The following is a 13,518-nucleotide window of genomic DNA, read 5'->3' on the forward strand; positions in this document are numbered from 1 at the left end:
GGGACGCCGCTACCGGACGCGCGCGTCCATTCTGAATGCGCGATCGCACCATCATCGACGCGCTCGTTCAGGCGGTGCGGCCGATGATCGGACGCCCGGAACCCCGAAAAAGCCGGTTGAACACGGCGCACGCACACGTGAGCGCAACCGCGCCCGACACGCCGCGCCGATCACCCCGCCTTGTTCACACCCCGCCGAGATCGACGAGCGGATGCGCGGGCAGCTTCCACGGCGACGTGAGGAAATGCCGCACGCGTTCGGCGCGCAGCTCGACGAGCGACGCCGGCGCCCAGCGCGGCTTGCGGTCCTTGTCGACGAGATGCGCGCGCACGCCTTCGCGGAAATCGCCCTCCTCGATCGCCCGCGCGACGATGCCGAGCTCCATCCGGAACGATTCGGCCAGCGTCATCTGGCGGCCGCGCAGCAGCGCCTCGCGCGTCACGGCGAGCATCGTCGGCGAATGGCCGAGCAGCGCGTCGAGCGTCGCCTGCAGCCACTGGCGATGCTCACGCGACAGCTCGTCGCGCGCGAGCTCCTGCGCGAGCGTCGCGACGGTCCGCTCGACCGTCGAGCGCTTGTCGAAGTGGCGCACGATCCACGGCAGCTGGCCGTCGAGCGCCGCGTGCGGCACGACGTTGCACGGCGGCTCGAACACCCGGCGCAGCGCGGCGAGCACGTCGCCGTCCCATTTGAGGTTCTCGATGCGCGTCTCGAACGTGTCGAGCCACGACGACGGCACGCACAGGTCCGCGAGCTTCGCGACGAGCGCATCCGCGCCGGACAGCGTCGCGCCCGTGAGCCCCACGTACAGCGCCAGCTCGACCGGCATGCGCGCGAGGAAATGCGTCGCGCCGACGTCCGGCACGAAGCCGATGCGCGTCTCCGGCATCGCGATCTTGCTGCGCTCGGTCGCGACCCGCAGCGCCGCGCCCTGCGCGAGCCCCATGCCGCCGCCCATCGTGATGCCGTCCATCAGCGCGACGACCGGCTTCGGGAACGTGTGGATTGCGTAGTCGAGCCGGTATTCGTCGACGAAGAACGGCAGCCACGCGTCGCGCCGCGCGGCGTCGCGGTACAGCGCGCGCACGTCGCCGCCCGCGCAGAAGCCTTTCTCGCCCGCGCCGCGCAGCACGACGGCGACGATCTGGTCGTCGGCTCGGCAACGCGCGAGCAGCGCCGCCAGCTCGCGCACCATCCCGTGCGACAGCGCGTTGAGCGCGGCCGGCCGGTTCAGCGTGATCAGCGCCACGCGGTTCAGCACGCGACACAGCACCTCCGGCGCGGCGTCGGCAAACGCCGTCATGCGTCGTGATCGGCGTGCTCATCGGTCCTGCCCCCCGTCGGTGTGCCACTGCGGCGCGCGCTTGCCGAGAAACGCGGCCACGCCTTCGCGCGGATCGTTCGTATCGAACAGGTCGACGAAGCGCTCGCGCTCGACCGCGAGCGCCGCGCTGCGCGGCACGCCGCGGCGCGCGAGGCCGATCAGCTCCTTGCTGTACGCGACCGCGTGCGGGCTCTGCCGCGCGACGTTGCGCGCGAGCGCGAGCGCCGCGTCGCGCGCGGCGCCCGTGTCGACCACGTCCTCGACGAGGCCGATCCGCAGCGCGGTCGCCGCGTCGACGCGCACGCCGGCCAGGATGATCTTCTTCGCCCAGCCTTCGCCGACGAGCCAGGGCAGCGTCTGCGTGCCGAGCCCGCACGGCAGCAGCCCGACCGACGGCTCGGGCAGCGCCATCTGCGCATGCGTCTCCGCGATGCGCAGGTCGCACGCGAGCGCGCATTCGAGCCCGCCGCCCATCGCATAGCCGTTGATCGCCGCGATCGTCACGAAGCGCGCGTCGGAGAGCGTTTCGAACGCCGAGCCGAAGCGCGCGGCCATCGCGCGCGCGATGGCCGGGTCGCCGTCGGCGAACGTGTTGAGGTCCGCGCCCGCGCTGAAGAATTTCGGGCCGTCGCCGGTGATCACGAGCGCGCGCACGCGCGGATTCGCGTTGAGCGCGCCGACGGTCTCCTGCAGCTGCCGCAGGCCGTCGGCGGTAAAGGCGTTCGCGGGCGGCCGCTTGAGCGTCGCGCACGCGATCGCGCCGTCGTCGACGAAGTCCAGTTCGATCATCACGCGTCCTTCTTCGTTACCGGTTGGTAGAGGCGGATCACCGCCGAGAAATCGAGCTGCCCGTCGCCGCGGCTGCTCATCGTCTGGTACAGCTGCTGCGCGAGCGCGCCGAGATAGACGGGCTGGCGCACCTGCCTCGCCGCGTCGTTCGCGAGGCCGAGGTCCTTCAGCATCAGGTCGGTGCCGAAGCCGCCCGTGTAGCCGCGCGACGAAGGCGCGGTGCCGATCACGCCCGGATACGGGTTGTACGTGTCCGAGCTCCAGCAGCGGCCCGTTGACGTGTTGACGATGCCCGCGAGCACCTTCGGATCGATGCCGAGCGCGACGCCGAGCGACATCGCCTCCGACACGGCCGCCATCGAGATGCCGAGCACGAGGTTGTTGCAGACCTTCGCGACCTGCCCCATCCCGGTCGCGCCGCAATGGACGATGTTCTTGCCCATCCCGGCGAGCACCGGCTGCACGCGTTCGAAATCCGCGTCGCTGCCGCCGACCATGAAGGTCAGCGTGCCCGCCGCCGCGCCGCCCGTGCCGCCCGACACCGGCGCATCGACGAACGCGCCGCCGTGCTCGCGCACGAGCGCGCCGAACGCCTGCGCGCTGGCCGGGTCGATCGTGCTCGAATCGATCACGGTCGCGCCCGCGCCGAGCCCGGCCAGCACGCCATGCTCGCCGGTCAGCACCGAGCGCACGTGCGGCGCGGCCGGCAGCATCGTGATCACGAACTCCGCGCCGGCCGCCGCGTCGCGCGGCGAGCCGGCCGCCTGCGCGCCCGCGTCCTGCAGCGCGCGCAGCGCGTCGGCGCTGAGGTCGAACGCATGCACTTCATGGCCGGCCTTCAACAGGTTCAGCGTCATCGGCGCGCCCATGTGGCCGAGGCCGATAAAACCGATCTTCATGTTCAGCCCCTTGTCAGTGCAAACGGATCGTCGTGTTCACCGGGCCGGCCGTCGTGTCGTCGTCGAACCAGCGCGCGGTGACCGTCTTGGTCTGCGTGTAGAACTGCACGACCTGCTTGCCGTACGGGCCGAGGTCGCCGAGCTTCGAGCCGCGCGAACCGGTGAAGCTGAAGAACGGCACCGGCACCGGGATCGGGATGTTGATGCCGACCTGGCCGACGTCGATCTCGCTCTGGAACTTGCGCGCCGCCGCGCCGCTCTGCGTGAACAGCCCGACGCCGTTGCCGAACGGGTTCGCGTTGACGAGCGCGATCGCGTCGTCGAGCGAGTCGGCTTCGAGCACGACCAGCACCGGACCGAAGATCTCGTGCGTATAGATCGACATGTCGGTCTTCACGCCGGAGAAGATCGTCGGGCCGACGAAATTGCCCTGCTCGTAGCCGGCCACCGTCACGCCGCGGCCGTCGAGCTCGAGCTTCGCGCCTTCCTTCACGCCCGCTTCGATCAGCGACAGGATGCGTTCCTTCGCGGCCTTCGACACGACCGGGCCGACGTCGGTGCCGGCTTCCGCGCCCGCGTTCACCTTCAGCAGCTTCGCCTTCGCGACGAGATCGGGCAGCCAGTCGCGCGCGGCGCCCACCAGCACGACCACCGACGTCGCCATGCAGCGCTGCCCCGCCGCGCCGAACCCGGCGCCGACGAGCGCGTTGAGCGTCTGCTCGCGGTTCGCGTCGGGCAGCACGACCGCGTGGTTCTTCGCGCCCATCATCGCCTGCACGCGCTTGCCGTTCGCGCTGCCGAGCTGGTACACGTGCGTGCCGACCGCGGTCGAGCCGACGAACGAGATCGCCTTCACGAGCGGATGCGTGCAGATCGCGTCGACGACTTCCTTGCCGCCGTGCACGACGTTCAGCACGCCCTTCGGAATGCCCGCCTCGAGCGCGAGCTCGACGAGCTGCATCGTCGACAGCGGGTCCTGCTCCGACGGCTTCAGCACGAACGTGTTGCCGCACACGATCGCCATCGGGAACATCCACAGCGGAATCATCGCGGGGAAGTTGAACGGCGTGATGCCCGCGCACACGCCGAGCGGCTGGCGCAGCGTGTAGGTGTCGACGCCGCCCGCGACGTTCTCCGCGAACTCGCCGAGCTGCAGCGTGCCGATCGAGCACGCGTGCTCGACCACTTCGAGGCCGCGGAAGATGTCGCCTTCCGCGTCGGGCAGCGTCTTGCCCTGCTCGGCGGTCAGCGTCTTCGCGATCCGCTGCTGGTTGGCGCGCACGAGATCCTGGAACTTCAGCATGATGCGCATGCGCGCGGCGATCGGCGTGTTCCTCCACGACGCAAACGCCGCCTGCGCGGCCTGCACGGCCGCGTCGACTTCGGCCACGGTCGCGAACGGCACGCGCGCGAGCACCTCCTGCGTGGCCGGATTGATGATGGGACGCCACTCGTGCGTCTTCGATTCGACGAATTCGCCGTCGATCAGCAGCTTGACCGTCGGCACGTCTTGCCCCGTCTGGGGCGTCGGATTCGCGTTCATCGCTTGATTCTCCTTGGGAGTGCCGCCGCGCGACGCAGCGCGCGGGCGGCCGGTTCGATGCATCGGCGGGCCGCGCGACGCGCGCGGCCCGCGCTCGGGTCATTTCAGTTCCGCAGAAAAATCCTCTTCCCAGTATTCGCCGGGCATCCGCACGCTCGTGTCGTCGCCGCGCTCGATCTCGCGGCGGCGCAGCTCGACGCGGCGGATCTTGCCGGAGATCGTCTTCGGCAATTCCGCGAACTGCAGGCGGCGGATGCGCTTGTACGGCGCGAGCTTCTCCCGCGAGAAGCGGAAGATTTCGAGCGCCAGCGCCGGGCTTGCCTCGTAGCCCTGGCGCAGCGTGATGAAGGTCTTCGGCACCGCGAGCCGCAGCGGGTCCGGGCTCGGCACGACGGCCGCCTCGGCGATCGCCGGATGCTCGATCAGCACGCTTTCGAGTTCGAACGGGCTCAGCCGGTAGTCGGACGACTTGAACACGTCGTCCGCACGGCCGATGTAGACGAAGTAGCCGTCGTCGCGACGCATCGCGATGTCGGACGTGCGGTAGTGGCCGTCGCGCATCGCATGCGCGGTCGCGTCGGGGTTGTTCGCGTAGCCCGTCATCAGGCCGACCGGGCGCTCGACGCCCGCGCCGACCGGCAGCGCGACCTCGCCTTCGCTCACCGGCGCGCCGTCCGGGTCGAGCAGTTCGATCCGGTAGCCGGGCATCGGGCGGCCCATCGAGCCGGCGACGACCGGCTGGCCCGGCGAGTTGCCGATCAGGCAGGTGGTCTCGGTCTGGCCGTAGCCGTCGCGGATCGTGATGCCCCACGCCTTCTTCACGCGCTCGATGATTTCCGGGTTCAGCGGCTCGCCCGCGCCGACGATCTCGCGCAGCTTCACGTCGAACGACGCGAGCGGCTGCTGCACGAGCATCCGCCAGACGGTCGGCGGCGCGCACAGCGTCGTCACCTGGTACTTGACCAGCGCGTCGAGCACGACCTTCGGCTCGAAGCGCGCATAGTTGAACGCGAACACGCACGCCTGCGCGTTCCACGGCGCGTAGAAGCAGCTCCACGCGTGCTTCGCCCAGCCGGGCGAGCTGATGTTCCAGTGGATGTCGCCCGGCTGCAGGCCGACCCAGTACATCGTCGACAGGCTGCCGACCGGGTAGGTGCGGTGCGTGTGCTCGACGAGCTTCGGCTTCGACGTCGTGCCCGACGTGAAATACAGCAGCATCGGGTCGCTCGAATGCGTGACGCCGTCCGGCTCGAACGCGGCCGGCGCCGCGTAGCCGTCGCTCATCGCGAGCCAGCCGGCGCGCGGCGCGCCGGCGACGATCCGCTGCGCGAGGCCGAGGTCGGGCTGCTCGAACTTCGCGGTTTCGTTGTCGTCGACGATCGCGTATTTCGCGCCGCCGATCTGCACGCGGTCGCGCACGTCGTCGGCGGACAGCTGCGTGGTCGCGGGCAGCACCACCGCGCCGAGCTTCATCGCGGCGAGCATCGCGTCCCACAGTTCGACGCGGTTCGGCAGCATCAGCAGGATCCGGTCGCCGCGCACGACGCCGATGCCGCGCAGCCAGTTCGCGATCCGCGACGAGCGTTCGGACATCTGCGCGAACGAATACGGGTCGCCCGTGCCGGTCGCCGCGTCGACGATCCACAGCGCGGGCCGGTCGTTGCCGCGCGCCATCACGTCGAAATAATCGAGCGCCCAGTTGAACGGGTCGGGCGCCGGCCACTGGAAATCGCGATACGCGGTTTCGTAGTCGGTGCGATGGCGCAGCAGAAAGTCGCGTGCGTCCAGGAAAGCCTGTGGCGTCATGTCGTCTCCATCCATGTTGCGCGGCGCGGCGGGCCTACGCCCCCGCGCTGCGCGATGCCCCGGCCGTCTTCGGGTCTCTGGGGCTGGCTGCTGTCACCGGGCAACCGGCGCGACGCTCAAAGCTGCCGCGCGATCACCATCCGTTGCACTTCGCTGGTTCCCTCGTAAATCTGCGTGATGCGCGCGTCGCGGTAATGACGCTCGACTTCGTAATCGGCGAGGTAGCCGTAGCCGCCGTGAATCTGGATCGCATCCGAGCACACGCGCTCGGCCATCTCCGACGCGAACAGCTTCGCCTGTGACGCCTCCGACAGGCACGGCAGCCCGGCCGTGCGCAGCTTCGCCGCGTGATGCACGAGCAGGCGCGCGGCGTTGATCTGCGTCGCCATGTCCGCGAGCTTCTGCTGGATCGCCTGATGCTCGGCGAGCGGCTTGCCGAACTGCACGCGCTCGCCCGCATAGCGGCGCGCCTTGTCGAACGCGGCGCGCGCGATGCCGAGCGCCTGCGCGGCGATGCCGATGCGGCCGCCTTCGAGATTCGACAGCGCGATCTTCAGCCCTTCGCCGCGCGCGCCGAGCAGGTTCTCCTCGGGAATCGCGCAGTTCTCGAACGTGATCGGGCAGGTGTCCGACGCGCGGATGCCCATCTTCTTCTCCGGCTTGCCGACGACGAAGCCCGGCGTGTCGGTCGGCACCAGGAACGCGGAGATGCCGCGCTTGCCGGCGTCCGGATCGGTCACGGCAAACACGATCGCGATGCCCGCGCGCTGGCCGTTGGTCACGAACTGCTTCGCGCCGTTCAGCACCCACTTGCCGTCGCGCAGCTCCGCGCGGGTGCGCAGGTTGTGCGCCTCGGAGCCGGCCTGCGGCTCCGTCAGGCAGAATGCGCCGATCGTGCGGCCGGCCGCCATGTCGGCGAGCCAGCGCGCCTTCTGCGCGGGGGTGCCGAAGCCGAGGATCGGCCCGCAGCCGACCGAGTTGTGCACGCTCATCATCGTCGCGCACGCGGCGTCGCCCGCGGCGATCTCCTCCATCGCGAGCGCGTATGCAACGTAGTCCGTATACGCGCCGCCCAGCTCCTGCGGCACGATCATCCCGAGCAGGCCCAGCTCGCCGAGCTGCGCGACGACCGCATCCGGCAGGTGCGCGTCGCGGTCCCACTGCGCGGCGTTCGGCGCCAGCACCTCGGTGGCAAAAGCGCGCGCCGCATCGCGGATCATCCGCTGGTCTTCGGTGTAAAGCTCGTCCATGGCGCTGCCGTCTCCCGGCGGCCGGCGTGGCGCGGCCGCGATGTGTTTTCGATGAATCAAGTGTAGGCAACCGTGCACGACTGTTCGATGCTCGCACCGCTCATTTACACTGAGCGTTTTTGCCATAGCGGCGCCGTCTCGATGAAGCAGGAAGAAAAGGGAACCATCGCGATCAGTCTCGTCGCGTACAGCGTCGCGCTCGCGACGCGGCGCGGCGTCGCGGCCGAGCCGCTGCTCGCGCAGGCCGGCATCCCGCCCGCGCTGCTCGAGCAGCCGCGCGCGCGGGTGTCCGCGCAGCAGTACGGCGCGTTGTGGAACGCGATCGCGCGCACGCTCGACGACGAGTTCTTCGGCCAGGACCGCCACCCGATGCGAAGCGGCAGCTTCATCGCGATGAGCCAGGCGGCGCTCACGGCGCGCGACGGCCTGCATGCGATGGCGCGCGCGGTGAACTTCATGCACTGCGTGCTCGACGACCTGCACGCGGAGCTCGACGCGAACCCGCAGCGCGTGCGGCTGCGCTTCGTGCACCGCAACAACGGCGCGACGCCCGCGATGTTCACGTACGCGACCTATTTCATCATCGTCTACGGGCTCACCTGCTGGCTGATCGGCCGGCGCATCCCGCTGCTCGCCGCGTGCTTCCGCTGCGACACGCCGCCCGCCGAGCACGAATACCCGTCGATGTTCTGCGACGACATGCGCTTCAACCAGCCCGATTCGTATGTCGATTTCGATCCCGAATTCGCGGCGCTGCCGGTCGTGCAGACCGCGAAGACGCTGAAGACCTTCCTGCGCAACGCGCCGGCCAGCTTCATCGTCAAGTACCGCAACCCGAACGCGCTCGCGCAGCGCGTGCGCGCGGTGCTGCGCGGGATGCCGCCCGCCGCGTGGCCCGGCGCGGCGGGGATGGCCGCGCGGCTGCACGTGGCCGAGGCGACGCTGCGCCGCAAGCTGCACCAGGAAGGCCACGCGTACCAGTCGATCAAGGACGCGCTGCGGCGCGATCTCGCGTTCGAGGCGCTCGCCGATCCGGCGCGCACGATCGCCGACGTCGCCGCGGCGGCCGGCTTCGCCGAGCCGAGCGCGTTCTACCGCGCGTTCCGCAAGTGGAGCGGGCGCAGCCCGGCCGAGTTTCGCGACGAGGCGCTGGCGCGCGGAACCGACGCACGCTGATTTCGCGGGCGCACGGCCAGTGGCGTGCGGCGGGCGGCGAGCGCCACTCCGGCCCCGCCATCGCGCTTTCCGCAGAAACCGCCTACTCTTTAAACATCGGGCCAGCGCCCTTCCTGCGGGCCGGACGGCGCGCAGCCGCGCGCCGTCCGGACGGTCGATGCGCTTCCAACGCCATTGGCATCTGCCGACGCCCGACGCGTCGGGCCGACATTCCCACCACCCGCTGTCGGCGCGGGTCGCGCGCGCCGTGCTGTTCGCGGCGCTGCTCGTCGTCTGCGCGGTCGCCGCGGCGCCGCGTGCCGCGAACGCGCCCGCGGCCCATCCACCCATCATCGTGATCCCGGTCAGCGGCGCGATCGGGCCGGCCAGCGCCGATTTCATCGTCCGCTCGCTCGGCCGCGCGGCGAAAGAGCATGCGCCGCTCGCGATCCTGCAGCTCGACACGCCGGGCGGCCTCGATTCTTCGATGCGGGTGATCATCAAGGCGATCCTCGGCTCGCCGGTGCCGGTCGCCGCATTCGTCGGGCCGAGCGGCGCGCGCGCGGCGAGCGCGGGCACCTACATCGTGTACGCGAGCCACGTCGCGGCAATGGCGCCGGGCACCAACCTCGGCGCGGCGTCGCCGGTCCAGTTCGGCATCGGCGGCGCGCCCGGGGGCAACCCGGCGTCGCCGACCGGCGGGCCCGCATCGCCCGCGTCGGGCGCATCAGGCGCGTCGGGCACGCTGCCCGGCGACACGCAATCGACCGAATCCCGCAAGGTGATGCACGATTCGGCCGCCTACATCCGCGGCCTCGCGCAGTTGCGCGGCCGTAACGCCGATTGGGCGGAGCGCGCGGTGCGCGAAGCGGTCAGCCTGTCGGCGAGCGAGGCGCAGACACAGCACGTCGTCGACGTGGTCGCGCTGGACCCGGCCGACCTCGCGCGCCAGCTCGACGGCCGCACCGTGACGACGTCCGCGGGCGCGCAGCATCTCGCGACCGCGCACGCGCCGCTCGTCGTCGTCGAGCCCGACTGGCGCAGCCGCTTCCTGTCGATCATCACCGATCCGAACGTCGCGCTGATCCTGCTGACGTTCGGCATCTACGGGCTGTTCTTCGAATTCGCGAACCCGGGGTTCGTGCTGCCGGGCCTCGTGGGCACGATCTGCCTGCTGATCGGCCTGTTCGCGATGCAGTTGCTGCCGGTCAACTACGCGGGCCTCGGCCTCGTGCTGCTGGGCCTCGCGTGCCTCGTCGCCGAGGCGTTCCTGCCGACCTTCGGCGTGCTCGGCTTCGGCGGCATCGCGTCGTTCACGATCGGCGCGCTGATGCTGATCGACACCGACGTGCCCGGCTACGGGATTCCGTGGCCGCTGATCGCGAGCCTCGGGCTCACCGGCGGGCTGCTGGTGGCCGGCGTGTCGAGCCTCGCGCTGCGCGCGCGGCGCCGGCCGGTCGTCACCGGCGGCGAGGCGATGGTCGGCAGCATCGGCGAAGTGCTCGACGACGGCCTCGTGCCCGACCAGCCGCAAACGGCCGGCGGCCCCGAGCCGTCCGCCGCCGGCTGGGCGCTGGTGCGCGGCGAGCGCTGGCGGGTCGCATGCAGCGCGCCGCTCGCCGCGGGCTGCCGGGTGCGCGTCACGGGCCGCCAGGGGCTGATGCTGACGGTCGCCCCGCTCTATGACAAGCCGCCAACTTCGGTCGTAAAGGGAGAACAACAATGATTGGCTATACGTTCGGCTTCAGCAGCCTGCTGATCGTTTTCGCCGTGCTGATCGTCGCGTCGTCGATCCGCATCTTCCGCGAATACGAGCGCGGCGTCGTGTTCATGCTCGGCCGCTTCTGGAAAGTGAAGGGGCCGGGGCTCGTGCTGATCATCCCGATCGTCCAGCAGGTGGTGCGCATCGACCTGCGCACCGTCGTGTTCGACGTGCCCGCGCAGGACGTGATCACGCGCGACAACGTGTCGGTGAAGGTGAACGCGGTCGTGTATTTCCGCGTCGTCGATCCGGAGAAGGCCGTGATCCAGGTCGCGCGCTTCTTCGACGCGACGAGCCAGCTCGCGCAGACGACGCTGCGTTCGGTGCTCGGCAAGCACGAGCTGGACGCGCTGCTCGCCGAGCGCGAGCAGTTGAACGCCGACATCCAGAAGACGCTCGACGCGCAGACCGACGCATGGGGCATCAAGGTGTCGACGGTCGAGATCAAGCACGTCGACCTCAACGAGACGATGGTGCGCGCGATCGCGCGGCAGGCGGAGGCCGAGCGCGAGCGGCGCGCGAAGGTGATCCACGCGGAAGGCGAGCTGCAGGCTTCCGAAAAGCTGCTGCAGGCGGCGCAGCGGCTCGCGCTGCAGCCGCAGGCGATGCAGTTGCGCTACCTGCAGACGCTGACGACGATCGCGGCGGACAAGAACTCGACGATCGTGTTTCCGCTGCCGGTCGAGCTGCTGAGTTCCTTGCTCGAGCGCTTCGGGCCGCCTCGCGAGCGCTGAGCGCAAGGCACTCCGCGCCCGCCGCGCTTTATGCCAGCAGCCTGCGCTCCGTCTTGCCGTACTTGATCGACTTCTCGTCCGGGATCATCAGGCCCGTGTGCTCGTCGCGGCCCTGCAGCAGGAAGCGCGCGTCCGGATTGCCGATCTGCGCGGCCGCGAGCTTGCTGTCCGCGCCGATCTCGCCCTTCTTCATCCGGTTCACGATCACGCCGACCGCGGTGTCCTTGAAGTCGCGCAGCATCCATGCGTCGCCGTCGCTGTCGCCGAACACCAGCAGCGGACCGTAGCCCTTCTTCGATTCGAGCACGTTGCGGATGCCGACGGTCTTGCCCGGGCCATAGTTGAAGTGCCAGCCGTCCGGGTAGTGGCTGACGTACTTGCCGTCGCGCATGTCCAGACGCAGGCCGATCACGTTCTCCGGCGGCACGCCGTAGCCGTAGTTCGGGTGGCCGGCGAACACGCGCACGACGTCGTCGATCGATGCGGTGCTCACGTACACGTCGATGCCGTTCGCGCGCAGCGTATGCATCACCGCGCGAATCTCCTCGTGAATGCGGATGCCGTGGAAATGCGTGGCGGCGACGACGCCCGCCTTGCCCGGCAGCGTCTTCGGGCTTTCATACTTCACCTTGCGCAGCGCGTCGCCGATGCCGTAGTCGTTCGACGCCTGCGCCATCGCCTGCAGCTCGGCGGTCGTCATGTTCCGGTAGAAGTAGATGATCCACTTGTAGCCGATCTCGAGCGGATGCGTATCGCAGATCGCGTCGTACATGAAGTACAGCTTCGTGCGGAAATCCTTGAACTGATCGGTCTCGCGAATCTCGTCGAGGCTCTTGCCGCCGCCGAAGCCCTGGTAGTTCGCGTAGAGCCAGCGATAGTCTGCCTCGACGTCGGCGGCGAGGTCTTCCATCGTCACCGGCTTGCCGTCCACCGTCGTGTAGTCCTTCGCGAACGCGCCCTTCGGCACGTCCTTCCACATCACGTCGACGAATTCGTCCGGCGTCAGCTTGTACTGCAGATGGTTGATCTGGTACATCAGCAACGCCTCTTCGCAGTCGTTCATGATGCACGTGTTGTCCCAGTCGAACACCGCGTACGGGCGCCGCTTCGCGTCGTAGCGCTTGCTCCCGACGCCATGCTGGTCGAGCACCGCCTGCAGGCGCGCGGCATTGAACGGCGACCAGCGGCCCGGGTCCAGCGCGTCCGGCGCAGCGGCGTTCTTTGCGTCGGCCGTGCCGGCCTTGAGCATGAGCGACGTCGCGGCGGTGGCCGCGGCAAGGGTGTTGATGAACGTGCGGCGTTGCATGGTCTCTCTCCGTTGAAATGCCGAATCGGCTTCGGCCGCTGCCCCGCGCGACGCGCGACACATCGCCCCCATTCGAGGCCGCAAAGGCGTCGAATGGGGGCGAATGATCTGCCGAAAATATTGCGGCAATATGACAGCGTCGCGCCACGGCGCGACGTCGAGTTGATCCGGCGCGACATCCGGACGCGTGCGCGGACCTCGCGTGGGGCGCTGCGCCGCGTCCTGGTGCCTCCCGTCCCTACCGCGGTTGCCGGCCGCCGTTCTCGAACCCGAGCGGCGCAGCGCTGCGTGACTTCAAGGCCGGTTACATACACACCGCATTGCGAAGGCTCGAACCGGCGCTCTCATATATGACATGACGCGCCGGCCCGCCGCGCAGAACGGCAACCGGAGCGCGACGAAGGACGACGCCCGCGCCGCGCCACGCCCTGCAACTCGACGGTTCCGGCGGTGCGTGCGCCGAAATGCGTACAATCGCGGCTTCATTTCCCCGGAGGTGCCGCGATGGCCATGAAGAAAACCGATCTCGAGAAGAACAAGGCGCTCAAGCTGACGCACGCGATGAAGCAGTCCAGCTCCGCGCGTTTCGGCAAGGGCAGCGAAACGGCGGCGACGCTCGACCGCCGCGCACAGCGCAAGCTCGATCAGGAACAAGGGCTCGTGCCGTTCGCGTGCAAGCTCAACGCGGAGCTCGTCGAGCAGTTGAAGGCGCGCGCGGCGACGCATCCGAACGGCATGACCGGACTGCTGTCCGAACTGCTCGTCAACGGCCTCGCACAGCGCGACGCGTGAGCGCCGCGCGACGCCCAAATAGTCGTTGACAACGCCGTACGACATCGACAAACTCGTTCGCATGCCTACGTTCAAGCTCATCGCCATCGCGATTCATTGCTCGGTGAACATTCGAAAGAATGGATCACGGGAGGCGCTTGTGCGTTAGCATCCAGAGC

10 protein-coding genes and 1 pseudogene are annotated in these 13,518 nt (G+C 69.5%); 4 read left to right on the forward strand and 7 right to left on the reverse strand.

Annotated features, from left to right (window positions below):
* Positions 1–184: 184 nt before the first annotated feature.
* The 6 genes and pseudogenes from WJ35_RS27045 to WJ35_RS27070 form a co-directional block, all read right to left on the reverse strand.
* A pseudogene (locus WJ35_RS27045) lies at positions 185–1,325 on the reverse strand (enoyl-CoA hydratase/isomerase family protein).
* Positions 1,322–2,113, reverse strand: coding sequence for an enoyl-CoA hydratase (locus WJ35_RS27050; protein WP_060232861.1), 792 nt, complete (start codon positions 2,111–2,113; stop codon positions 1,322–1,324). The pseudogene WJ35_RS27045 and the gene WJ35_RS27050 overlap by 4 nt, the downstream one beginning before the upstream one ends.
* The gene (gene mmsB / locus WJ35_RS27055) at positions 2,113–3,012 is read right to left on the reverse strand and encodes a 3-hydroxyisobutyrate dehydrogenase (RefSeq protein ID WP_060232862.1); all 900 of its coding nucleotides are present in this window, start codon (positions 3,010–3,012) and stop codon (positions 2,113–2,115) included. Before mmsB ends, WJ35_RS27050 begins: the two co-directional genes overlap by 1 nt.
* 13 nt (positions 3,013–3,025) lie before the next feature.
* Positions 3,026–4,555 carry a CoA-acylating methylmalonate-semialdehyde dehydrogenase gene (locus WJ35_RS27060; protein WP_060232864.1) on the reverse strand — a complete coding sequence of 510 codons (1,530 nt, stop codon included), beginning with the start codon at positions 4,553–4,555 and terminating at the stop codon, positions 3,026–3,028.
* Between the two features lie 99 nt (positions 4,556–4,654).
* Positions 4,655–6,361: an AMP-binding protein gene (locus tag WJ35_RS27065; RefSeq protein WP_060232865.1), complete on the reverse strand. Its 1,707-nt coding sequence runs from the start codon at positions 6,359–6,361 to the stop codon at positions 4,655–4,657.
* Positions 6,362–6,477: 116 nt separating this feature from the next.
* Positions 6,478–7,611: an acyl-CoA dehydrogenase family protein gene (locus WJ35_RS27070; RefSeq protein WP_010089843.1), complete on the reverse strand. Its 1,134-nt coding sequence runs from the start codon at positions 7,609–7,611 to the stop codon at positions 6,478–6,480.
* An 87-nt stretch (positions 7,612–7,698) separates the two neighbouring features.
* Here WJ35_RS27070 and WJ35_RS27075 point away from each other — a divergent pair, with 87 nt between their 5' ends.
* The 3 genes from WJ35_RS27075 to WJ35_RS27085 all read left to right on the forward strand — a co-directional run bounded on the left by WJ35_RS27075 (position 7,699) and on the right by WJ35_RS27085 (position 11,262).
* Positions 7,699–8,787: an AraC family transcriptional regulator gene (locus WJ35_RS27075; RefSeq protein ID WP_155121980.1), complete on the forward strand. Its 1,089-nt coding sequence runs from the start codon at positions 7,699–7,701 to the stop codon at positions 8,785–8,787.
* A gap of 157 nt (positions 8,788–8,944) precedes the next feature.
* On the forward strand, positions 8,945–10,492 hold the full coding sequence (locus WJ35_RS27080) for an NfeD family protein (protein WP_060232866.1): 1,548 nt from the start codon (positions 8,945–8,947) through the stop codon (positions 10,490–10,492).
* Positions 10,489–11,262 (forward strand): slipin family protein, encoded by a 774-nt coding sequence (locus WJ35_RS27085; protein ID WP_010099442.1) that lies wholly within the window; start codon positions 10,489–10,491, stop codon positions 11,260–11,262. Before WJ35_RS27080 ends, WJ35_RS27085 begins: the two co-directional genes overlap by 4 nt.
* A gap of 28 nt (positions 11,263–11,290) precedes the next feature.
* Here the strand turns inward: WJ35_RS27085 and WJ35_RS27090 are convergent, their stop codons facing one another.
* Complete coding sequence (locus tag WJ35_RS27090; protein WP_042588415.1) at positions 11,291–12,568, reverse strand: HAD family hydrolase; 1,278 nt, start codon at positions 12,566–12,568, stop codon at positions 11,291–11,293.
* 504 nt (positions 12,569–13,072) lie between these two features.
* Between WJ35_RS27090 and WJ35_RS27095 the strand changes: the two genes are divergently transcribed.
* Positions 13,073–13,360, forward strand: coding sequence for a hypothetical protein (locus tag WJ35_RS27095; protein WP_060232883.1), 288 nt, complete (start codon positions 13,073–13,075; stop codon positions 13,358–13,360).
* Positions 13,361–13,518 lie beyond the last annotated feature (158 nt).

The sequence above is a fragment of the Burkholderia ubonensis genome (assembly GCF_001718695.1).
Lineage (GTDB): Bacteria > Pseudomonadota > Gammaproteobacteria > Burkholderiales > Burkholderiaceae > Burkholderia > Burkholderia ubonensis_B.

Coding starts and splice junctions, on each gene's coding strand:
- WJ35_RS27060 (WP_060232864.1), bottom strand. CDS start 4,555: ATGAACGCGAATCCGACGCCCCAGACGGGGCAAGACGTGCCGACGGTC.
- WJ35_RS27085 (WP_010099442.1), top strand. CDS start 10,489: ATGATTGGCTATACGTTCGGCTTCAGCAGCCTGCTGATCGTTTTCGCC.
- WJ35_RS27065 (WP_060232865.1), bottom strand. CDS start 6,361: ATGACGCCACAGGCTTTCCTGGACGCACGCGACTTTCTGCTGCGCCAT.
- mmsB (WP_060232862.1), bottom strand. CDS start 3,012: ATGAAGATCGGTTTTATCGGCCTCGGCCACATGGGCGCGCCGATGACG.
- WJ35_RS27050 (WP_060232861.1), bottom strand. CDS start 2,113: ATGATCGAACTGGACTTCGTCGACGACGGCGCGATCGCGTGCGCGACG.
- WJ35_RS27075 (WP_155121980.1), top strand. CDS start 7,699: ATGCTCGCACCGCTCATTTACACTGAGCGTTTTTGCCATAGCGGCGCC.
- WJ35_RS27090 (WP_042588415.1), bottom strand. CDS start 12,568: ATGCAACGCCGCACGTTCATCAACACCCTTGCCGCGGCCACCGCCGCG.
- WJ35_RS27070 (WP_010089843.1), bottom strand. CDS start 7,611: ATGGACGAGCTTTACACCGAAGACCAGCGGATGATCCGCGATGCGGCG.
- WJ35_RS27095 (WP_060232883.1), top strand. CDS start 13,073: ATGGCCATGAAGAAAACCGATCTCGAGAAGAACAAGGCGCTCAAGCTG.
- WJ35_RS27080 (WP_060232866.1), top strand. CDS start 8,945: ATGCGCTTCCAACGCCATTGGCATCTGCCGACGCCCGACGCGTCGGGC.